The sequence below is a fragment of the Mycolicibacterium baixiangningiae genome, from assembly GCF_016313185.1.
Lineage (GTDB): Bacteria > Actinomycetota > Actinomycetes > Mycobacteriales > Mycobacteriaceae > Mycobacterium > Mycobacterium baixiangningiae.
The window spans coordinates 2,878,023-2,898,539 of the sequence record NZ_CP066218.1 but is presented as its reverse complement, the minus strand read 5'-3'; the positions used below and the strand labels follow the sequence as shown (position 1 = coordinate 2,898,539).

The 20,517-nt window shown below is 68.6% G+C and carries 18 protein-coding genes; 5 read left to right on the top strand and 13 right to left on the bottom strand.

Annotated elements, in window-relative coordinates; genetic code table 11:
* Positions 1 to 2 precede the first annotated feature (2 nt).
* From I7X18_RS13520 to I7X18_RS13500, 5 genes are read right to left on the bottom strand one after another with little or no spacing between them, the layout of a single operon-like run.
* On the bottom strand, positions 3 to 335 hold the full coding sequence (locus I7X18_RS13520) for a small basic family protein (protein ID WP_193048619.1): 333 nt from the start codon (positions 333 to 335) through the stop codon (positions 3 to 5).
* A complete protein-coding gene (locus tag I7X18_RS13515) occupies positions 332 to 1,246 on the bottom strand; it encodes a DUF881 domain-containing protein (RefSeq protein ID WP_193048620.1) in 915 nt (304 codons plus the stop codon). The genes I7X18_RS13520 and I7X18_RS13515 overlap by 4 nt, the downstream gene beginning before the upstream one ends.
* Complete coding sequence (locus tag I7X18_RS13510; RefSeq protein WP_193048621.1) at positions 1,239 to 1,841, bottom strand: CDP-alcohol phosphatidyltransferase family protein; 603 nt, start codon at positions 1,839 to 1,841, stop codon at positions 1,239 to 1,241. The genes I7X18_RS13515 and I7X18_RS13510 overlap by 8 nt, the downstream gene beginning before the upstream one ends.
* A 10-nt stretch (positions 1,842 to 1,851) precedes the next feature.
* Complete coding sequence (secA2, locus tag I7X18_RS13505; RefSeq protein WP_193048622.1) at positions 1,852 to 4,188, bottom strand: accessory Sec system translocase SecA2; 2,337 nt, start codon at positions 4,186 to 4,188, stop codon at positions 1,852 to 1,854.
* 4 nt (positions 4,189 to 4,192) lie between these two features.
* Complete coding sequence (locus tag I7X18_RS13500; RefSeq protein WP_193048623.1) at positions 4,193 to 5,044, bottom strand: GNAT family N-acetyltransferase; 852 nt, start codon at positions 5,042 to 5,044, stop codon at positions 4,193 to 4,195.
* Positions 5,045 to 5,117: 73 nt separating this feature from the next.
* Here I7X18_RS13500 and I7X18_RS13495 point away from each other — a divergent pair, with 73 nt between their 5' ends.
* Genes I7X18_RS13495 through I7X18_RS13485 form a run of 3 tightly spaced genes read left to right on the top strand, consistent with a single transcriptional unit; the run spans position 5,118 to position 10,584 of the window.
* Positions 5,118 to 6,731, top strand: coding sequence for an FAD-dependent monooxygenase (locus I7X18_RS13495; protein ID WP_232375472.1), 1,614 nt, complete (start codon positions 5,118 to 5,120; stop codon positions 6,729 to 6,731).
* A 7-nt stretch (positions 6,732 to 6,738) separates the two neighbouring features.
* Entirely contained in the window at positions 6,739 to 8,619 is a 1,881-nt protein-coding gene (locus I7X18_RS13490) for an ABC transporter ATP-binding protein/permease (RefSeq protein ID WP_193048645.1), read from the top strand.
* A gap of 45 nt (positions 8,620 to 8,664) precedes the next feature.
* A complete protein-coding gene (locus I7X18_RS13485) occupies positions 8,665 to 10,584 on the top strand; it encodes an ABC transporter ATP-binding protein/permease (RefSeq protein WP_193048625.1) in 1,920 nt (639 codons plus the stop codon).
* A gap of 181 nt (positions 10,585 to 10,765) precedes the next feature.
* On the opposite strand, the gene I7X18_RS13480 is transcribed toward I7X18_RS13485, so the two are convergent.
* Positions 10,766 to 12,220 (bottom strand): bifunctional aminoglycoside phosphotransferase/ATP-binding protein, encoded by a 1,455-nt coding sequence (locus I7X18_RS13480; protein ID WP_193048626.1) that lies wholly within the window; start codon positions 12,218 to 12,220, stop codon positions 10,766 to 10,768.
* A gap of 112 nt (positions 12,221 to 12,332) precedes the next feature.
* Here I7X18_RS13480 and I7X18_RS13475 point away from each other — a divergent pair, with 112 nt between their 5' ends.
* The gene (locus I7X18_RS13475; protein ID WP_193048627.1) at positions 12,333 to 13,349 is read left to right on the top strand and encodes a zinc-binding alcohol dehydrogenase family protein; all 1,017 of its coding nucleotides are present in this window, start codon (positions 12,333 to 12,335) and stop codon (positions 13,347 to 13,349) included.
* Between the two features lie 10 nt (positions 13,350 to 13,359).
* Here the strand turns inward: I7X18_RS13475 and I7X18_RS13470 are convergent, their stop codons facing one another.
* Genes I7X18_RS13470 through I7X18_RS13460 form a run of 3 tightly spaced genes read right to left on the bottom strand, consistent with a single transcriptional unit; the run spans position 13,360 to position 16,079 of the window.
* Positions 13,360 to 14,841, bottom strand: coding sequence for an FAD-binding protein (locus I7X18_RS13470; protein ID WP_193048628.1), 1,482 nt, complete (start codon positions 14,839 to 14,841; stop codon positions 13,360 to 13,362).
* Positions 14,838 to 15,335 (bottom strand): VOC family protein, encoded by a 498-nt coding sequence (locus I7X18_RS13465; RefSeq protein WP_193048629.1) that lies wholly within the window; start codon positions 15,333 to 15,335, stop codon positions 14,838 to 14,840. The genes I7X18_RS13470 and I7X18_RS13465 overlap by 4 nt, the downstream gene beginning before the upstream one ends.
* A gap of 45 nt (positions 15,336 to 15,380) precedes the next feature.
* Positions 15,381 to 16,079 carry a TetR/AcrR family transcriptional regulator gene (locus tag I7X18_RS13460; RefSeq protein ID WP_193048630.1) on the bottom strand — a complete coding sequence of 233 codons (699 nt, stop codon included), beginning with the start codon at positions 16,077 to 16,079 and terminating at the stop codon, positions 15,381 to 15,383.
* A 100-nt stretch (positions 16,080 to 16,179) separates the two neighbouring features.
* Between I7X18_RS13460 and I7X18_RS13455 the strand changes: the two genes are divergently transcribed.
* Positions 16,180 to 16,620 (top strand): nitroreductase/quinone reductase family protein, encoded by a 441-nt coding sequence (locus tag I7X18_RS13455; protein WP_193048631.1) that lies wholly within the window; start codon positions 16,180 to 16,182, stop codon positions 16,618 to 16,620.
* Positions 16,621 to 16,623: 3 nt separating this feature from the next.
* Here the strand turns inward: I7X18_RS13455 and I7X18_RS13450 are convergent, their stop codons facing one another.
* The 4 genes from I7X18_RS13450 to I7X18_RS13435 form a co-directional block, all read right to left on the bottom strand.
* Positions 16,624 to 17,298: an Rv1815 family serine proteinase gene (locus I7X18_RS13450; protein ID WP_193048632.1), complete on the bottom strand. Its 675-nt coding sequence runs from the start codon at positions 17,296 to 17,298 to the stop codon at positions 16,624 to 16,626.
* A 115-nt stretch (positions 17,299 to 17,413) separates the two neighbouring features.
* A complete protein-coding gene (locus I7X18_RS13445) occupies positions 17,414 to 18,820 on the bottom strand; it encodes an NAD(P)/FAD-dependent oxidoreductase (RefSeq protein WP_193048633.1) in 1,407 nt (468 codons plus the stop codon).
* Positions 18,821 to 18,829: 9 nt separating this feature from the next.
* A complete protein-coding gene (locus I7X18_RS13440; protein WP_193048634.1) occupies positions 18,830 to 19,984 on the bottom strand; it encodes a cation:proton antiporter in 1,155 nt (384 codons plus the stop codon).
* 3 nt (positions 19,985 to 19,987) lie between these two features.
* On the bottom strand, positions 19,988 to 20,512 hold the full coding sequence (locus I7X18_RS13435) for a cation:proton antiporter regulatory subunit (protein ID WP_193048635.1): 525 nt from the start codon (positions 20,510 to 20,512) through the stop codon (positions 19,988 to 19,990).
* Positions 20,513 to 20,517 lie beyond the last annotated feature (5 nt).

The window sequence follows — 20,517 nt, the reverse complement described above, 5'->3', positions numbered from 1 at the left end:
GATCAGGCGCCGAACAGTCTGCGCCGCAGGGCGGCCGCGTTGCCGAAGATGCGGATGCCGAGGACCACGATGATCGCGGTGGACAACTGGGTGCCCACCCCCAGTTGGTCGCCGACGTACACGATGAGCGCGGCGACCAGCACGTTGAACACGAACGACACCACGAACACCTTGGAGTCGAAGATGCGCTCGAGATAGGCGCGCAGCCCACCGAACACGGCGTCGAGCGCGGCAACCACCGCGATGGGCAGATACGGCTCGACGAAATCCGGCACGCTCGGGCGGAACACCAGGCCCAACACGATGCCGACGACGAGCGCGGCGATTCCGATCATCGGGCTCCGATCTGCTTGGCGAAGTTGACCTCCCGCACCGAACCGGCTGGCAGGGTGAGCGCATCGGCGGCGCTGACGGAAACACCCACCCCGTAAGAGGTTTCGAGCAGCCGCAGCCGCTGCAGTCCCGCGCTGCGGTCGAAGGTGCCTGCAATCGAATTGGGCGGGCCGATCGCCTGCAGCTCGTACGGGCTGCTGACCGGCTGGTTGTCGACGAGGATGCCGCCACCGGCCTGCCGGATGGTGACGTTGGGGCCGATGCGCACGCCGCCGACCGCCACCGCTTCCGCCCCGCTGACCCACAGCGAGTTGACCACCAGCTGCAGATCGCGATCGAGGATGACCTGCCGGCTGCCGGCGACCCGCTCCTTTGACACGTCGGACAGGTTGTTGGACATACCGGGGTCGGTGACGGTGACCGCCAGCCCCGGACCGATCACCGGCGTGGCGGCCGCGGCGACATCGGCGATGTCGAGATCGGCCAACAGCCGGCGGCCCCGTTCGTCGCCGTCGAGCCGGCTGCGGCGCTCGGTCGCCACTTGAGCGGTCAACGCGTCGCGCTCCGCGGTGAGCTGATCGTCGGCCGCCTCGGCGGCCCGCACGCTTCCGCCGAGCACCTGCTGAGCCTCGCGGGTGGCGGGTGCGGCGGTCTGGGCCTGTGCGGCGGCGACACCGAAGACCGTGGCGACGGCCAGGGCCGCCGCCACCTGCCAGCCCCACTCGACGGCCCGGGGTCGCCGCGCGCCGTCCCGGCGGGCCGCGGCAGCTGCCGAGTAGCCGGGGTCGAGATGCTCGGAGAGCAGCGAACGCAGCAGCGATGGCACCGGGATCCGCTGGGGCGCGGCGGCATCGTGGTGGCTCAGCCCCGCCTCGGGGTCGAAGCCGCCGAGGAGCCGGCTTCCCTCAGCCACCGTGGGAGACCTTCGGCAATCGCTTGGCGACCATCACCACCTGCACCAGGTAGAGCACGCCCGACCAGAGATACAGCGCCATCCCCCAGATGAGGAACCCCCAGCCACACGCCAGCACCACGCGACTCCACAGAGCGTCCCACTGACCGAGCAGGACGAATGGGAAGCCCGACATCAGCGCGAACGTCGCGGCCTTGCCGAGGTAGGTGACCGGGAGCGCGGTCAGCCCGCGGGCGCGCAGCAGCGGCAGCGTCGCGGCCAGTACGAGATCACGGGCGAGGATTGTCACCACGAACCACCACGGGACAGTGCCGTGAACGGCCAGCGCCAACGGCACCGTCACCATGTAGATGCGGTCGACGAGCGGGTCGAGCAACTCCCCCAGCCGGGACGACTGGTTCTCGACGAGACGCGCGATCTTGCCGTCGGCCCAGTCGGAGAAGCCGCTGAAGGCCAGCACACCGACCGCCCAGCCGTTGGCGTGCGCGCCGAACAGCAGCCACAGGAACACCGGGACCAGCGCGAGACGCAGCATTGACAGCGCGTTCGGCACCGTGAACACGCGGTCCCGCTCCCCTGACGCAGAGGCGTCCATGCGGCTAAACCTAGCGGAACACCCCGGGCAGGCTCAGCGCTGCCATGGTGTCGTCGGCCAACGGGTTGTCGTGCACCATGTAGGTCCACGTGGAGGTGGGCCGGGCCAGCTTGGACAGGTCGATGCCCGGTTCGTCCTCGATGGACGGTGCGGTCTCGAAGGTCTGTTGGGCCGCTTCGATCGCGTCGGCGGCCAGCGAGGCGAACGCGTCGACACCCATCCGGTGGAATTCGTCGAGGGGGTTCTGCCGTCCGAGGGCACGCAGGTGGATGCTCTCGCGAATGTCGGCCAGGTAGGCCAGGTGTTCACACCAGCCGCGGTCGAGGTGGTAGAGCATGATCCTGCGGCAGATCCGTTCCAGCCGCTCCTCGGACAGGTCCTCGGACAGCTCGGCGTACCGCTTGGGCGAGAGCTCGGCGAGTTCCTCGCGCGCAGTTGCGGTGCGCAGCAAGGCATCCCGTCGCTCGACGATGATCGCGCGCTGTTGGGCTGTGAGCTGGTTGTAGCGCCAGGTGTTGGCGTGCACATCGAGCAGCCGGCCTTCGGCCACGCGCTGGGCGTGGTCGAGCAGCCCGGCCGCCTTGTCGGTCAGCACCCGACCGTTCTCGTCGGCCTGCATCGGGCGTTTGTTCGGCTCCAGGTGAGCCTGGACGAGTTCGTCCTCCCAGCTGGAGAAGAACACCGACGAACCGGGGTCGCCCTGGCGTCCGGCGCGGCCCCGCAGTTGGTTGTCGAGCCGCTGGGTGTTGTGGCGCCCGGTGCCGACCACGTGCAGCCCGCCCAGTTCGGCGACCTTCTCGTGTTCGGCGGCATGGTCGTCGGCATCGGATCCGCCGAGCCGGATGTCGGTGCCTCGGCCCGCCATCTGCGTGCTCACCGTGACCGCCTTGAACTTGCCCGCCTCGGCGATGACGCGGGCCTCCTCGGCGTCGTTCTTGGCGTTGAGCACCACCGCGGGCACACCGCGTTTGACCAGCTTCTCGTGCAGCTCTTCGGATTCGGCGACATCGTGGGTGCCCACGAGCACCGGTTGACCGGTCTGGTGGACCTCTTCGATGTGTTCGATGATCGCGTCGATCTTGGCCGCCGCGGTGACATACACCCGGTCGGATTCGTCTTCGCGGATATTCGGTTTGTTCGGATCGATCGGCGACACACCCAGCTTGTAGAACTGGCGCAGCTGTTCGCCCGCGGCCAGTGCGGTGCCCGTCATCCCGCACACGGTCGGGTAGCGGTTGATCAACGCCTGCACGGTGATGGTGTCGAGCACCTCACCGGTCTCGGTGGTGGCGATGCCCTCTTTGGCTTCGACGGCCGCCTGCAGACCGTCGGGCCAGCGCTGCAGCTGGGCGATGCGGCCGCGGGAGGCGTTGATGAGGTGTACCGCGTCGTCGCGCACGATGTAGTGGACGTCGCGCTGGAGCAGCACGTGGGCGTGCAGGGCGACGTTGACCTCCGTCAACGTGCTGATGACGTGCTCTTCGGAGTAGAGGTCGATGCCGCCGAGCTTGGCCTCCAGTTTGCGGGCGCCCTCGTCGGTGAGGTGGACGTTGCGGCTCTCGGCGTCGATGTCGTAGTCGCGGCCTGGGGTCAGCTCGCCGACCATGCGGATCAGCTCGACGCGCGGGGTCTCGCGGTGGCTGGTGCCGGCGAGCACCAGCGGGACGAGCGCCTCGTCGACGAGGACTGAGTCGGCTTCGTCGATGAGCGCCACGTCCGGGTTGGGCGACACCAAGTCCACGACGTCGGTGACCAGCTGATCGCGCAGCACGTCGAAGCCGATCTCGTTGACCGAGGCGTAGGTGACGTCGCACGTGTAGGCCTTGCGGCGTTCCTCGGCCGTCGACTCGGCGGTGATCCATCCGACGGTGAGCCCGAGCGCCTCGATCAGCGGGCTCATCCACTTGGCGTCGCGGCGTGCGAGGTAGTCGTTGATCGTGATGACGTGTACGCTGCGCCCGCCGAGGGCGTAGCCGGCCGCGGCGATCGCACCGGACAGCGTCTTGCCCTCACCGGTGGCCATTTCGACGACGTCGCCGGCCAGCATGCGCAGCGCGCCCAACAGCTGCACGTCGAACGGTCGCAGAGTCGTGCTGCGCTCGGCGGCCTCCCGCGCGATGGCCAGGAACTGCGGGATGTCGGCCGACTCGGAAAGCTCCTCCAGCCGCAGCAGTGTGGCGGCCTTCTGCAGTTGCTCGTCGTCGAGTTCGGCGGCCTTGGCGTCGAAATCCCCCGCGGCCTGCACCTGTGCCAGCGACCGGCCCTGGTTCTTCTCGGTGGTCGCGCCGAGCATTTTCCAGAACTTGCCGCTCAGGCGGCCGGGGGTGCGTGTAGTCGTCTTGGGCACACGTTTACGGTACGCGGAACTCCATCGTGACCGAATCACCCACCGGCACGAAACCCAGCCGCTGGTAGACCCGGTTGCTCGCCGGGTTGTCGAGGTCGGCGAACAGCACCACCTGCGTGGCGCCCGCGGCCAGCGCCCACCGGCAGGCCGCCGCGGTCACCGCCGCCCCGTATCCGCGCCCGCGCACCTCCGGGGCGGTGTAGACCGGGCCGATCCGCGACACCCCGGCCGCCGGTATCCGTACCCCGGCCATGCTGACCGGCGCCCCGCCCGCCGTCCACAGCAGGTAGACGTTCCCCACCGTCGCCGCCGCGGTCAGCGTCGCCTTGGCCCTGGCCGGGTCGGGTACGTGCCCGAACGTCTCCGCGGCGAACTCGCACTGGTACTTCACGAGCACCGGCTCGTCGGCCCCACGTGCGACCCGGTGACCACCCGGCACACCGGCCGGTGCCGCGAGTGTCCCCAGCCGGTAGAGCCGTTCCCGGACGGTGGTGGTCGGCACCGCCCCGGTGACATCGCACCACTGCCGGGCGAACGTCTCGGTGTCCTCGCGCGGGCCGCGCACCCCGGGCAGTGTCATGCCGCCCGCCACCATGTCGCCGACCACGTCCGTCGTCGGCGCCGCGAACAGTCCGCCGCACAACAGCGGCAGCGGCGGGGTGCGCATCGCAGCCCCGATCAGTTCCGCATCGGCCCCGTCGCTCTCCCACACCGTCATCAGCAACGGCACCTCGTCGGACGGCACCCCTTCACGCAGCAGCGACAGTTCGATGGTGTGCACCATCGGCCGGCGCGCGTACCAGGCCGACGCGATGGACACGAAGTCGCCGACGTCCGTGTGGAGGCGCAGGGGCATACGTTCAGCATGGCGGCGAGCGAAAGATCTTGAAACCCCGCCTCGCGGGCGCAGCCACGACATACTCATCGCTGTGTCCGACACCGTGAACACCCAGGTCCTCATCGCCGGCGCAGGCCCTGTGGGACTCACCGCGGCCATCGAACTCACCAGGCGGGGCATCGGCTGCGTCGTCGTCGACCCACTGCCCCAGCCGCCGCAGTACGCCAAAGCCGTTGGGGTGCAACCACGCACACTCGAGGTCTTCGAGAACATGGGCGTGCTGCGCGCCGTACTCGACGCCGGCATCCAGATGAACGGTCAATGCGTCTACGTCAACGGCGAGCCGGTATCGCGGCTGGACCTCTCGCTGCCGGCCGACGTGCCGTTCGGTTTCATCTGCATCCCCCAGTACGAGACCGAGCGGATCCTGCGCGACGAGTTCGCACTGCGCGGCGGGTCGATACAGCGGGGCTGGCGGCTCACCGGTTTCGACCAGAACGCTGACGGGGTGACGGCCACGATCTCCACCGGAACCGACGAGCGCACGGTGCGCGCCCAGTATCTGGTCGGTGCCGACGGCGCGCACAGCGTCGTGCGCAAGACGCTCGGGTTGACCTTCGAAGGCGCGGCGTTCGAGGAGCAGTACATGCTCGGCGACGTCGAGGTCGACTGGTCGCAGCCGCGCGGTTACGCCATCCGGTCCATGCACCAGACCGACGGCGTCACCGACGATCTGTTGGTCTGCATTCCCCTGCCGGGGCGCAATCGCTACCGCATGTCGATGCTGGTGCCCGACGACCTGGCATCCGAATCACACGGCGGCGTGGCACACGGGTTCGAGGCGGGCCGCGCCCCGGAACTCCACCACATCCAGGCGGTACTCGACCGGTTGCCGCCGGAACCCACGACAGCGCACACCCTGCGCTGGTCGTCGGTGTTCCGGATCAGCCACCGCATCGTCGACTCCTACGGCCGCGGCCGGGCGTTCGTCGCCGGCGATGCCGCCCACATCCATCCGCCGACGGGTGCGCAGGGGATGAACACCGGGATCCAGGACGCCCACAACCTGGCGTGGAAACTGGCGCTCGCGGTGTCCGGGCATGCCTCGCCCACGCTTCTGGACAGCTATGACGCGGAACGGCGCCCGGTCGGCGAGGAGGTCGTCGGGCGCACCGTGCGCAGCGCCCGCCAAGGCATCGGGGCGGACTCCAAAGACCCCGACCTCGTCATGCGCCGCGAGGCGCAACTGCTCATCGACTACGCCGACAGTCCCATCGTGTGTTCGGCCGGTCCGGTGCCCGAACCGCTGCCCGGTGGCCGCGCTCCCGACGCGAACGGTCTCACCCGGGCCGCCGTGACCGGGCGACTGCGCCTCTTTTCGCTGTTGGGCCGCGACCACACCGCGCTGTTCTACGCCGACGGCGACACCACCCCGGACGATGTGGCGCGCTTCGAGGCCGCCGCCGAGGCCGCCGTCGCGACCGCCCACGGCGCACTCGACGTCTACCTCGTCGCGGCGCCGACCGCCGACGTGGAGAGCACCGTCCTGCCGTTGCTGCGGGACAACGACGGTGACTTCGCCCGCAGCTACTCGACCGCGGGTACCTCCGTATTCGTCATCCGCCCCGACGGATACCTCGGCTTCACCGCGCACCGGCTCGACACCGACGCGCTGGACGGCTTCCTGCACAACACCTTCGGTTGACACCGTGATGTTCACACCGTCGATCGACTGGAGTTCGGAACTCCTGAACTCGGCGGTATGGGTGCTCGAGTGCTTCTTCGTCACGGCACCGTGCCTGCTCGTGGTGTTGCTGGCGGTCGGCCGGTGGACCGAGTGGGGCCGACAGTTCTGGCGGATCACCGGCGGGTATTTCACCGGCAGGCAGAGCATTCCGGTGTGGGCCGGGCTGGCGACGCTGCTGATCTCGTCGATCGTGCTGGTGCGGATCAGCGTGCTGCTCAGCTACTACGCCAACGATCTGTTCACCTCGCTGCAGGTCGCCTTTCAGGGCGGCCCGAACGAGGTTGCCCGAAGCGGTGAGCAAGGCTTCTGGGCCACGATGCTGGTGTTCGTCGTGCTGGCCGGTTGCCTGGTGGTGCGACTGCTGGCGGACCTGTACCTCACCCAGCGATTCATCATGCGGTGGCGGATCTGGTTGAGCCGCAGGTTGATCGAGGACTGGCTGGGCCACCACGCCTACTACCGGGGCCGCTTCTCGCGTCAACCCGTCGACAATCCGGATCAACGCGTCCAGCAGGACATCGACGTGTTCACCACCGGCGTCGGCCGCCAGACGAACAACCCCGCCTACACCTCCGACCGGGTTCTGCTCTTCGGGGCCGTGCAGGCGGCGCTGTCGACGGGCGCGTTCAGCGTGATCCTCTGGCAGCTGTCGGGCCCGCTGACGCTGTTCGGGATCACGTTGCCGCGGGCACTGTTCTGGATCGTCATCGGCTACGTGGCGGCGGTGACGTATGTCGCTGTCGTCGTCGGTCGGCCGCTGATCCGGCTGAGCTACCTCGACGAAGTCCGCAACGCCGGTTTCCGCTATGCCCTGGTGCGCCTGCGGGACGCCAGCGCCGCGGTCGGGATGTACCGCGGTGAACGGGCCGAGAACGCTCAGCTCGACGGCAGGCTGAGCGCGGTGATGACCAACTACCGCCGTTGGCTCAACCGCACGATGCTGTTCATCGGGTGGAACGTGTCGATGAGCCAGGCGATCAACCCGCTGCCGTTCGTCGTCCAGGCGCAGCGGCTGTTCGCCGGCCAGATCTCCTTCGGCGGTGTCATGCAGTCGGCGACCGCGTTCGGCGTCATCCACGACTCGTTGTCGTTCTTCCGCAACGCCTACGACGAATTCGCCGGCTACCGTGCGGCCATCATCCGGCTCGACGGTCTGGTCACCGAGAACGCCCGCGCCCGGGCCCTTAGCCGGGTCACCACCGTCGCTTCGCCGTCCGGCGCCCTGGGTGTCGACGGTCTCGAGGTGCGCGCACCCGACGGCCGCACGCTCATCCGCGGCCTCGACCTCGCCCTGCCGGCCGGTGACGCACTGCTCATCCGCGGCCCGTCCGGGGTCGGTAAGACCGTGCTACTGCAGAGCCTCGCCGGGCTGTGGCCGTTCGCCACCGGCCGGGTCGAACTGCCGGACACCGCGATGTTCGTCCCCCAGCTGCCCTACCTGCCGCTGGGCGATCTTCGCGCCGTCGCGTCCTACCCGCAGCCGGACGGTCAGGTCGGTGACCGCGAGATCCAGCAGGCGTTGGTGGCGGTCGCGCTGTCCCACCTGGTGATCCGGCTGGGTGAGGTGAGGGACTGGACGCAGGTGCTGTCCGTGGGCGAGCAGCAGCGCATCGCGTTCGCCCGCATCCTGCTGGCACGTCCGCAGGCGGTGTTCCTCGACGAGTCGACGTCTGCGATGGACGAGGGCCTCGAGTCGATGCTCTACGCGCTGATCCGTGCGGAACTGCCGCAGACCGTCGTGGTCAGCGCGAGCCACCGCGATACGGTCGGGCGGTTCCACGGCCGGCAACTCGAGCTGCTCGGTGACGGTGAGTGGCGGCTGAACCGACTCACCGCCACCCGTTGAGCGTCTGGACCGGCCACGGGCAGCGCGCCGCTGTATCTTGCCCGAATGGAAATGTTCACCCCGTCGCTCGACTGGGGCAGTGAGCTGTGGACGTCGATGTTCTGGGTCGCGAAAGCCTGGGTCGTCGCCGCCATCGCCACGCTGGTGACCCTTGCGCTGATCGTCCGGTTCACCACGTGGGGCAGACAGTTCTGGCGTGTCACCCGCGGCTATTTCACCGGGCCGGAAAGCGTCGTGGTGTGGGTCTGGCTGGGAGCGCTGCTCCTGTCGGTCATGATCGGCGTGCGACTGTCGGTGTTGTTCACCTACCAGGGCAGCGACATGCTGACCAGCTTCCAGATCATCGCGTCGGGAGTCGGCGCGGGCGACGACACGGTCAAAGAGTCCGGCAGAGACGGCTTTTGGCTGTCGATGTGGACCTTCGGCGTCCTCGCGGTGCTCAACGTCACCCAGATCATGCTGGATCTGTATCTGGCGCAGCGGTTCATGTTGCGGTGGCGCAATTGGCTAACCGATCAACTCACCGGCGACTGGCTCGACCGCAAGGCCTACTACCGGGCCAGGTTCATCGACGACACGATCGACAACCCGGATCAGCGCATCCAGACCGACATCGACATCTTCACCGCCGGCGTCGGGTCGCTGCCGAACACCCCCAACAACACTTCGACCGCCACACTCGTGTTCGGGGCTGTCTCCTCGATCACGTCGATGTATGCCTTTACGGCAATCCTGTGGAACCTCTCCGGCCCGATCACGCTGCCCTTCGTCGGCGTCGAATTGCCCAAGGCGATGTTCTGGATCGGCATCGTCTACATCCTGATAGCCACCGTGGTCGCCTTCTGGATCGGCCGGCCGATCATCGCGCTGTCGTTCAACAACGAGAAGTTCAACGCCGTGTTCCGGTACGCGCTGGTGCGCCTGCGCGACGCGTCAGAGGCGGTGGCGTTCTATCGCGGCGAGATCGCCGAGCGCACCGGACTGCGGCGCCGGTTCGCCCCGGTGGTGAGCAACTACAAGAAGTACGTCAACCGGATGGCCAAGTTCCTGGGCTGGAACCTCTCGGTCTCGCAGGGGCAGGAACTCATCCCCTACCTCGTGCAGTTCAGCCGGTTCTACAACGGCGAGATCACCCTGGGCCAGCTGAATCAAACCGGGAGCGCGTTCCGCGAAATCCTGGGCGGACTGTCGTTCTTCCGTAACGCCTACGATCAGTTCGCGGGTTACCGGGCGGCGATCATCCGCCTCCACGGACTGGTCATCGCCAACGAGGAAGCCAGGGCGCTGCCGTCGGTCAATGTCGAAGATTCCCCCGATGGCACTGTGCGACTCGACGACATCGAGGTCCGCACACCGGCAGGCAAGCAGTTGATCGAGCCGCTCGATCTGAACCTCGAGCCCGGTGACAGCCTGGTCATCACCGGCCAGTCCGGCACCGGCAAGACCACCCTGCTGCGCAGCCTCGGCAGCCTGTGGCCCTACGCATCCGGGACGTTGAAGTACCCCGACGCCGAGAACGCGACGATGTTCCTGTCGCAGATGCCGTACGTGCCGCTGGGCGATCTGCGGGCGGTGGTGTCCTATCCGCTGAAGGGCGGCACGGTCACCGACGACCAGCTGCGCGACGTCCTGAACAAGGTGGCGCTGCCTCATCTCGCCGACCGGCTGGATGAGGAAAAGGACTGGGCCAAAGTCCTTTCGCCCGGTGAGCAACAGCGCGTGGCTTTCGCCCGGATTCTGCTCACCAAGCCGAAGGCCGTATTCCTCGACGAGTCCACCTCCGCGCTCGATGAGGGGTTGGAGCTGACGCTGTACCGGCTGGTGCGCAGCGAGCTGCCCGAGACGATCTTGGTCAGCGTGAGCCATCGCAGCACGGTGGAACAGCACCACACGCGGCAGCTCAAGTTGCTCGGTGACGGCGAGTGGGAACTCGGCACGATCGCGGCGGGCACGTCGTCGGGGTAGATCCTTTCGCCCGAGGCTCGGCCGGATCCCGTTCCCGACGCCGACACCGCCCCGAGACGTCCCGACCGCTGGATCACGGCGACCTATTCCGACGACGATCTGGGTGGTCGTCCGACTTCCTAACCCAGGCGTCGCCGTCTTCGGGCGACACCGCCGGATCACTCGTCGTGCAGACCTCTTCTCAGGTCGCCAGACAGCAGATCTGCTGTGCTTCGGCAACGGACTCATCCAGCGGGCGGCTCGTGTCGAGCGGATGCGCCCCCTGCCAGTGGGGCCGTTCGTGATGGATGGCCTCGGCGATCTCGGGGGTGGCCTGAGACGCGTCGCCGACCCGCCGGCTGATCCGGGCCTCGGCGTCCTCCAACGCCACGGTGCACGCCAGTTCGACGACCGGGCAGTGCGCCTGAGCGGCCAGCGTCCTGGCCCGCTCACGCTGCTCGGTGTCGCGCCAGGTTCCGTCGAGGATCACCGACCGGCCGCCGGTCAACGCCAGCGACGCCCGGCGCAGCACCGCGTCGTACACCGCGGCGACGTTGTCGGGGCTGTAGAGGCCTTCGTTGTAGGCGCCGGCCCGCCCCGCGATCTCGCCTGCCGCAGTGAGTTCCTGACGCATCTCGTCGGTGGAGATCACCTGGGCACCGAGGGGTTCGGCGAGCGCACGGGCCAGCGTCGTCTTCCCCGTTCCCGGTCCCCCGCCGACGATGATCAGCTGCACCGTGCCGGTGCGCAGATGCGCCAGGGCGATGTCGAGGTGTCGCCGCGCGTCGGCCGCCGCCTCGGGACGTCCCTGGCTGACCCGGATGCAGTCGGTCTTGGCGCGCACGATCGCCCGGTAGGCGATGCAGAAGTGTGCCAGCGACGGCGGGGCCGTGTCGTGGGCCAGCGCCCGGTAGTCGTCGAGGAACCGCCGCCCGAGGTCGGCGCGGCCGAGGAACTCCAGATCCATGGCCAGGAAGGCGACGTCGTCGATGCCGTCGACGTGACGCAATTGGTCGTCGAATTCCAGACAGTCGAGGATGACCGGGCCGTCGGCCGTGCAGAAGATGTCGTCGGCGAGCAGATCTCCGTGTCCGTCGACGATGCGCCGGTCGGTGATGCGGGACGAGAACAGCACCGCGCGCCCCGACAGATATTGCATCGCGAGGCGTTCGACGTCGGAGACCGCATCCGGTGCCAGGATCGCCGGGCTGTGGCGCCGCAGTTCGGCGATGTTGTCCTGCCACCGCGCCGCGAGGGTGGGGACGCGGGCGTCGGCGTCGATGCGGTGCGACCGGTCGGCGTGTTCGTGGAACCGGGCCAACTGGATGGCGACCGCCTCGAGATGTCGCTCGACCGGCTCGCCGGCCTTGACCATCGTCGACAACCGCTGGGATTCCGGATAGCGCCGCATCACGATCACCGGTTCGGGAGGGCCGTCCGGCCCGTCGAAGTGCGCCACCCCGAGGTAGCTGTCAGGGGCCATGCGCCGATTGAGCTCCACCTCCCGACTGCAGGCACGTTCCCGCCCCTCGACGGTGCTGAAGTCGAGGAAGTCGGTGATGATCGGCTTCTTCGCCTTGTAGGCCCGGTCGCCGACCAGGATCACGACGCCGGTGTGGGTCTCGTGGATCAACGGGTCTACGCGCACAGAGGCCATGAGGTCCAGGGTGCCCGCGACCGGCCCGCCATAACAGCGGTCATCCGGCCCTTGAGGGGACCAAAGTCCTCAACCGCATGCCTGCCATGCACCGGTGGAGGACAGTGAACCCATGAGCGCACCCACCATGCGCGCGTGGCGGGTGCGCGAACCCGCCCCGATCGGCACGCATCCACTCGACCGCGTCACCACCGACGTCCCGCAGCCCGCCCCCGGAGAAGTCCTTGTCGCCGTGCGCACGTGCGGTGTGTGCCGCACCGACCTGCACGTCGCTGAAGGTGACCTCCCGGTGCACCGCCCGCACGTCACACCCGGCCATGAGGTCGTCGGTGAGGTCGTGGCCCTCGGCCCGGACACGGACGCAGAGTACGCCGTGGGCGACCGGGTCGGCATCGCCTGGTTGCGCCACACCTGCGGGCAGTGCCGGTACTGCTTGCGCGGCGACGAGAATCTGTGTCCGCAGTCGCGCTACACCGGCTGGGACGCCGACGGCGGCTACGCCGAATTCGCGACGGCGCCAGCAGAATACGTTCACCGACTACCTCCGGGATACTCCGACGCCGACCTTGCGCCACTGCTGTGCGCTGGCATCATCGGCTACCGGTCACTGCTGCGCGCCGAGGTGCCCCACGGCGGAACCCTCGGCATCTACGGGTTCGGCGGCAGTGCGCACATCACCGCGCAGGTGGCGATGGCCCAAGGTGCCGAGGTGCACGTGATGACCCGCGACGAGCAGGCCCGCGAACTCGCGCTCGCCCTCGGCGCCGCATCGGCCCAGGGTGCCGCCGACCGCCCGCCGGTACCGCTCGACGCCGCGATCCTCTTCGCACCGGTGGGCGACCTGGTCCCGCCCGCCCTGGAGGCTCTCGACCGCGGCGGGACGCTGGCCGTCGCGGGTATCCACCTCAGCGACGTCCCGGTGCTGAATTATCAGCGGCACCTCTTCCAGGAGCGCCAGATCCGTTCGGTGACGTCGAATACCCGCGCCGACGCCAGGGAGTTCCTGGCCTTCGCGGGACGCCACCGCATCGAGATCGCCAGCCGTCCCTACCCTCTCGACGGCGCCGACGAGGCGTTGAACGATCTGAGTTGCGGACGTATCGCCGGCGCTGCCGTCCTGCAGGTGTAGTTCGTCGCGGCTAACCGCGCTGCGCCGCGTGCACACCCGCGCGTCTGCCGAAGAACGAGCCCTCACCCAGTTGGGTGCCGCTGGCATACCCCTTGCCGTCCTGCGCGATGTTCGATGCGCAGGCTCCCGCCGCGTACAGACCGGGGATCGTCGAACCGTCCTCGCGCAGAACCTCACCATCGATGGACACCGCCAACCCACCCATGGTGAACCCGGAGTACATGGCGCGGCCCAGTGACAGGTCGAACGCCGCCCACGGGCCCTTGTCCTGCGTCGCAACGTAATCCGGCTGCTTGTGGAAGTCCGGGTCCTCGCCGTGCGCCGCGTGCTCGTTGTACCGCTCCAGCGTCGCCGCCAGCTTGCCCTCCGGGATACCGAGGGCGGCCTCCATCTCCGCGACCGTCTCCCAGCCGTCGATGAACTTGATCAGCGGCATCTCCGGCATCTGCATGTGCGCCTCGTCGACAACCAGGTACGCCGTCTGATCCGGCTGCTCCAGAACGAATGCCGACGTGCGCGAGTGGTAGGAGTCCTCGGCCACGAACCGCTGGCCGTCCCTGTTCACGATGACCCCGGTGAGCAGGATCTCGGGTGGATACGCGGCAGCGGTGATGAAGAGCTGGTCCAGATTGCTGGCAACCCCACCCGCCGAGATACCCATCCGGATGCCGAGGCCGTCGTCGTTGGTGTTGCCGAGGATGTACGGCTCGACCTCCCCGTGATGCTTGGTCTTGCGCTTCTGACCGAGCGCCGGGGTGTGCTCGGCGACCATCTCGGGGTTCATCGCGAACCCGCCCGCGGCGATGATCACCGCGCCCGCCTTGATCGCCCCGGTGTCGCCGAAGTGCTTCCACCTCACACCTGTCACACGGTCGCCCCCCACGACCAGATTTGTCACACCGGTCTCGTAGCGGACCTGCACCCCCAGATCGGCGGCCCGTTTGACCAGCAGGTCGATCACCATGGCGGCGCCGCCCAGTTCTCCGGGTACCGGGACGGAGTGCCCGCGCGGCGCCGGTTTTGCCTGCTCGCAGAACGGCCACACCTTCTCGTTACCGGTGTAGGACAACCCCTCCGTGCCCGGCGGCACCACCACCTTGCCCGGGTAGTAGCTGCGTTCGAACTGGAACCCGAGGTTCTCGAGCCACTCGAAATGCTCGACGCTGCCCTCGCAGTACGCCCGGATCTTGTCGTGCTCCGGCTCGCGCGACATCGCGACCAGGTACTTGTACATCTCCTCGGCGCTGTCCTCGAACCCGGTGGCCTGCTGGACCGCGGTGCCGCCGCCGAGGTAGAAGTGTCCGCCCGCCATCGAGGTGGTGCCGCCCGCCGCGGCGGCTTTCTCCAGCACCAACACCCGAGCCCCGGCTGCGGCGGCGCTGACCGCGGCGCACCCGCCGGCGATGCCGAACCCGATCACCACCACGTCCACCTCGTCCGACCACTCGGTGACCGAGGCGGCCTCGACGGTTTCGGGAATCTCGGTGCTCATGGCTGTTGCTCCTGTTTGACGTAATCGAAGAACTTCCGGATATCTTCTGTGAGACAAGCAATTTCGATATAGGGCACACCCGCGTCCTCGTCGGCGACGTACGCGAAGCGCAACCCGCCGGCCATCACCCCGTCCGCGACGACGGTGGCCCCGTGACGTTCGGCGTCGCGCACCGCCGCCTCGAAGGCGTCCTCGTCGGCGGCCTCCCGGCAGACGTGGTGAAGCCCAGGGCCGCACCGGTCGAGGAACTCGGTGTAGAGGCTCTCACCCCGCACCGGCGTGATGATCTCGAGCTGGGTGTCGCCGGCGTAGCTCAACGCGACATCGGCGACGAAGTCAGCGGGCCGGCCGTGGAACCGGCAGGTCTCCGGGCCGAAATGCACGCCCGGCATCCGCACCCACTTCCGCGCGCCGAGCAGCGTGGACAGTGCCCGCTCGGTGGCGTCCATATCGCGGGTCACCCAGGCAATCTGGACAGGTGTCTGGTCAGCCATCGGTCCGAGAATATCGTCCGCCTGTCCACCGCGCTAGAACGTGTTCTAGTTTGGGTCTGGCGCCGGTATGGTCAACAGGTCGACCAGCGTCCGGATGTTCAGATCGAAGACCTCCCTCGGATCGCCGAACGTGTCCGAACCGTACTGACCGAAGACCTCGAGGCTGATCGTCCCGACCAGCCCCGCCCACAGCGTGATCGTTCTGGCCACGGCAGCGTCACCGCCGGAGAAACCGAACTCCTGCCTGAGATTTTCGAAATCCGTTGAAAGTCGTGCTGTCACAGCCAGTTCGACGTCCGCCACGTCACCGGCTGCGATGCCCGCCGCGACAGCGCCGAGCAACGCGCCGACCACGCGGGTGCCCGGGCCGGTGGTGCGCTCGGCGGGTGCGCGATACCCGGGGACCGGGCTGCCGTAGAGCAGCGACCAGCTCGCCGGCTGAGCCACCGCCCACTCGCGGGCCGCGTGCGCCATCCGCAGAATCCGTCCGCGCCACTCCGGGTCGCCCTCCGCAGCCGCCTCGTCCACCCGGGCCGCCAGTTCGGAGTAGGCGTCGACCAGCAGCAGCGTCAGCAGATCGTCGCGGCTGCTGACATACCGGTACACCGCGGACGACACCACGCCGAGGTCGCGGGCGATCGCGCGCAGCGACAATCCGGCCGGTCCGTCGGTGATCAGGTGCCGCCGGCCCACCTCGATGATCTGCGACTCCATTCGAGCCCGGCTGTCCTGACGCACCCCCATGGCGCCAGTCTCGCACAACAGAGATCACTGCTCTTGCATTCTCGCCGACGCAGGTGCACGATGAAACGAGAGCACCGATCTCTCTATGGAAAGGACCGCCATGATCGTGCGCTATGACCAGCCCTCCGCCGCGGCCCGAGCCTTCAACGAGGTCATTCGGTGGCTCGCGGAAGCCGGCATCAGCATCGCGGGGTCCCGCGCCCTGCGCATTCGCGGACGCAAGACGGGCCGACCTCGCACCGTCGTCGTCAACCTCATGTCGGTGGAGGGCCGTCGCTACGTGGTCTCTCCCCGCGGCAACACCCAGTGGGCCCGCAACGCCCGAGCCGCCGGGGAGGTCGAGGCCGGATCGCGGTGGCGGCGCCACACAGTCCGGATCACCGAAGTGCCCGACGCCGACAAACCAGAACTGCTCAAGCGCTACCTCGACCGCTGGTACTGGGAGGTCAAAGGGCACGTCGGCGGGCTGACCCCGCACTCGAACGACGACGAGATCCGCGCCGTGGCGCCGTCGATCCCGGTGTTCGAACTCCTCGGCTGAGGGTCAGGCGGCGCCTGCGGTGATCACGACGCCCTGGCCCGCCTGCTGGGTGGCGGCCTGCCACGACACCGCCGCCGGGAACTGACCCCAGGTGCTGTTGAACATGCCGATGATCACCGCGCGGCCGTCGGGGGTGTTGGTGTAGACCGGCCCACCCGAATCACCCTTCTTGCTCACCACGCCGTTGGCCATGGTGAACCAGCCGTTGTTGACCGCCTCGATGGTGCCGCAGCTCTCCCCGGTGACCACGCCGAAGTGGCACACCGGCATACCCTTCGTGGGGACCACCGAGGCGTCGGCGACCAGGGCGCGACCACTCGGCAGGAGGTTGTTGACCTGCACCTCGGGAGTCAGCGCGATGGTCTGCCAGTCGGAGATCTGATGGTTGATGTCCACGGTGGCGCCGTCGGGCGTGTTGTCTTCGAAGCCCGTCTGAACGCCGATGAAGCTGCCGGCGCGGTCGTTGACAGGTCCGCTGCCCCGGCAGTGACCGGCGGTGTAGGCCACCCGCTGCTGCAGATCGATGAATCCGAGGGTGCACACGTTGGTGTCCTGGCGGATCTCCATACCGGGGAAGACGAGCACGCCCGGATCGGCGTTCGCCGGTGCCAGCGGCACGAGCAGCGCCGCCAGCGGCGCCGCGATGGCGGCCAGCATGCTCAGCAGGTGTCGGCGCACTTCTGCTCCCTCCCGACGGTTACAGCGGCGCGACCCGATTCAGCGGCCGCTTGAGTCCTGTATCGGGGCCTCGTGCCTTCACGTTACGGAAGCATCACGGTCACCGCAGAAGAGGTCACGAGTCGAAGCCGAGCCCGAGCGCATCAAGGGTGCGCAGCAGCACGTTGCGGTGGCCCGCGGAATGGTCCGCCCGGTCCAGCGACCAGCGCGTGGCGTTGATGCCGATGCTCGCCAGCGGCTCAGGTGGGAAGGGCATCGGTTTCGTGCGCACCATCTCCAGCCGGGTGCGCTCGGTGTCGGCGCCGTCGAGCAGGTCCAGGCAGACGTCGGCGCCGAAACGGGATGCGCCGACGCCCAGGCCGGTGAACCCGTTGACGTAGGCGATGCGGCCCCCACGCGCGAGGCCCCAGTGGGCGCAGAACCTGGTGTTGGTGTCGATCGCACCCGCCCAGCGGTAGCCGAATCGGACATCGGCGAGTTGCGGGAAGGTGAGGAAGAAGTGAGCGGCGAGCCGCCGGTAGGTCTGCGGTCGATCTTCGTAGTGGCGCTTGACCTTTCGGCCGAAGTGGTAGACGGCGTCGTAGCCGCCCCACACGATCCGGTTGTCGGCGCTGAGCCGGTAGTAGTGGAACTGGTTCGCGCAGTCCCCCACACCCTGACGGTTCCGCCAGCCGATGCGCGCCAGCTGTTCGTCGGTGAGCGGTTCGGTGGCCAGTACGTAGTCGTACACCGGCACCGTGTGCAGCCGGTTGCGCCGCAGCAGGCTCGGAAAGACGTTGGTGGCCAGCACCGCCTGCTGCGCGGTGACCCGTCCCGCGGTGGTCTGCACGCACACCGACGAGCCGCGGGTCTCCAGCGATGTGGCGCGGGTGTGCTCGAAAATCTGCACACCGGCCGCGACGCATGCGCGCGCCAGCTCCAGCGCCAGCTTGGCCGGATGCACGATGGCGCAGGTGTCCGGGCTGAACAGACCGGCGCGATAAGTCGGTGATCGGACCTCCTCGCGCACCGCGTGCTCGTCGAGGAAGTGTCCCTCTCCGGCCCCCGCCGCGTCCTGCAGCCAGGTCACCTGGTGCGGTTCGGTCGCCACCGTCAGCATCCCGCTGCGCTGCCAGTCGACATCGAGCCCCAGCCGGTCGATATCGGCCTGCATGCCGTCGAGATTCTCCATACCGAGCCGCTCCAGGAGCTTGATCTCGTTGGGCCAGCGTGACTTTCCGTTCTCCAGGCCGTGGGTGAGGCTGGCTTCGACGAAGCCGCCGTTGCGGCCCGACGCCGCCCACGCGACCCGGTCGGACTCCACCACCACGATCCGTCGGCCGGGCTGCCGTTCGGCGGCATGCAGCGCAGCCCACAGACCGGTGTAACCCGCACCCACCACGACCAGATCCGCGGTCACCTCGCCGGCCAGCGGCGCGAACTGCGGCCGGGGCACGTCGAGCCACATCGACTCAGGGACGCTGGCGGCGAGCGCCGCGTCGATCAGCGTCGCATCGACCGCCGCGTCGAATACCGTCTGCACAGGCGGAGACTATCCGGGCCGCCGCCGCGCGGGCACCCGTCCACCGGTGAAGCGGGCCAGCACCGGACCCACGATCGCCAGGATGAACACGTACGGCGTCGCCACCGCTTCGAGCGCCTCCACGGTGGATCCGACGAGCCCGATGATCACCAGCGAGAACTCGCCGCGCGCGATCAACGCGGTCCCCGCGCGTAGCTGGCCGGGGCGCGCCACCCCGTCGCGGCGCGCGGCGAACTGACCGGTGAGCACCTTCGTCCCGGAGGTCACCACCGCGAGCGCCAGCGCGACGGGCAGCATGGGCAGCAGCGTGACCGGATCCACCGACACCCCGATGGCGAGAAAGAAGATGGCCGCGAACAGGTCGCGCAGTGGGGAGAGCACGGTGCGCGCACGCTCGGCCGCCTCGCCGGTGAGCGTCAGACCGACGAGGAACGCACCGACCGCCGCCGATGCGTGGATGAACTCGGCGAGGGCGGCGACGATCAGCGTCAGGGCGAGGACGCGCAGCAGGAGCTGCTCGTTGTCGGGATGGGCGACCAGACGCCCGACGTGATGACCCCACCGGTAGGACACCACGAACGCCATCACCAGTGCGCTGATCGCGATCGCCATGCCGAACAGCGCCTGCAGGAAGGTGCCGCCGGCCGCCAGCACGGCCAGCAACGGCAGATACGCCGCCATCGCGAAATCCTCGAGCACCAGGATCGACAGCACCGCCGGGGTTTCCCGGTTGCCGAGCCGGCGCAGGTCGGAGAGCAGCCGGGCGATGACGCCAGACGACGAAATCCATGTGACGCCCGCCAGCGCCAGGATGCCGACGCCGTTCAGCCCGATCAGCCACCCGGCGATGGCGCCGGGAGCGGCGTTGAGGACCAGGTCGACCCCGGCCGACGGCAGGTGCCGACGCAGGCTGGTGGCGAACTCACCGATCGAGAACTCCAGCCCGAGGGTGAGCAGCAGCAGGACGACACCGATCGATGCGCCGGTCTCGACGAACTCGCCCGCGGCAGGCACCGGCGCCAATCCGCCCTCCCCGAGCGCCAGCCCGGCGACGAGATACAGCGGGATCGGCGAGAGCGCGAAGCGTCGTGCGATGGTGCCGAGCACTGTGAGCACAGCGAGGATGACGCCGAGCTCCAGCAGCAGCGTCGCCGATACCTCCACCGATCAGCCCCGGCCGGGCGGACCGGGTTGGTGGGCACCGTTCCCGTGGCCCTCGCTGACGATGATCTCCACCCCGGCCAGACCCTCGTCGGTGCCGATCACCACCAGCACGTCACCGGCCCGCAACAGGTCGGCGGGCCCCGGAGACGCCAGCACCTCCTCGTCCCGGACGATCGCCACGATCGAGGCGCCCGTGCGGGTGCGGGCGCGGGTATCCCCGAGGGGCCGGTCGACGAACGGGCTGCCGGCCCGCACCAATACCTGCCCGGCATTGAGGCCCGGCACTTCGCGGGTCAGGTCGGCGAACCGCTCGGCGATGCGCGGAGCGCCCAGAATCTGCGCCAGCGCCTCCGCTTCGTCACCGGTCAGCCGGAAAACCTGCTGGGCCTGATCCGGGTCCTCCTTCGGATACACCACGACCTCGAAGTCGCCTGTCCGCCGGGCGACCACGCCGATCCGATCACCGTCGCGGTTGTCGAATTCGAATCGCAGCCCGACGCCAGGCAGCAGCACCTCTTTGACGTCCATGGTGT

What these genes read in the sequence shown, in the direction of transcription:
- I7X18_RS13465 (WP_193048629.1), bottom strand. Translation starts at nt 15,335, where the DNA reads ATGGCTGACCAGACACCTGTCCAGATTGCCTGGGTGACCCGCGATATG.
- I7X18_RS13520 (WP_193048619.1), bottom strand. Translation starts at nt 335, where the DNA reads ATGATCGGAATCGCCGCGCTCGTCGTCGGCATCGTGTTGGGCCTGGTG.
- I7X18_RS13480 (WP_193048626.1), bottom strand. Translation starts at nt 12,220, where the DNA reads ATGGCCTCTGTGCGCGTAGACCCGTTGATCCACGAGACCCACACCGGC.
- I7X18_RS13455 (WP_193048631.1), top strand. Translation starts at nt 16,180, where the DNA reads ATGATCGTGCGCTATGACCAGCCCTCCGCCGCGGCCCGAGCCTTCAAC.
- I7X18_RS13470 (WP_193048628.1), bottom strand. Translation starts at nt 14,841, where the DNA reads ATGAGCACCGAGATTCCCGAAACCGTCGAGGCCGCCTCGGTCACCGAG.
- I7X18_RS13435 (WP_193048635.1), bottom strand. Translation starts at nt 20,512, where the DNA reads ATGGACGTCAAAGAGGTGCTGCTGCCTGGCGTCGGGCTGCGATTCGAA.
- I7X18_RS13475 (WP_193048627.1), top strand. Translation starts at nt 12,333, where the DNA reads ATGAGCGCACCCACCATGCGCGCGTGGCGGGTGCGCGAACCCGCCCCG.
- I7X18_RS13500 (WP_193048623.1), bottom strand. Translation starts at nt 5,044, where the DNA reads ATGCCCCTGCGCCTCCACACGGACGTCGGCGACTTCGTGTCCATCGCG.
- I7X18_RS13460 (WP_193048630.1), bottom strand. Translation starts at nt 16,079, where the DNA reads ATGGGGGTGCGTCAGGACAGCCGGGCTCGAATGGAGTCGCAGATCATC.
- I7X18_RS13490 (WP_193048645.1), top strand. Translation starts at nt 6,739, where the DNA reads ATGTTCACACCGTCGATCGACTGGAGTTCGGAACTCCTGAACTCGGCG.
- I7X18_RS13485 (WP_193048625.1), top strand. Translation starts at nt 8,665, where the DNA reads ATGGAAATGTTCACCCCGTCGCTCGACTGGGGCAGTGAGCTGTGGACG.
- I7X18_RS13510 (WP_193048621.1), bottom strand. Translation starts at nt 1,841, where the DNA reads ATGGACGCCTCTGCGTCAGGGGAGCGGGACCGCGTGTTCACGGTGCCG.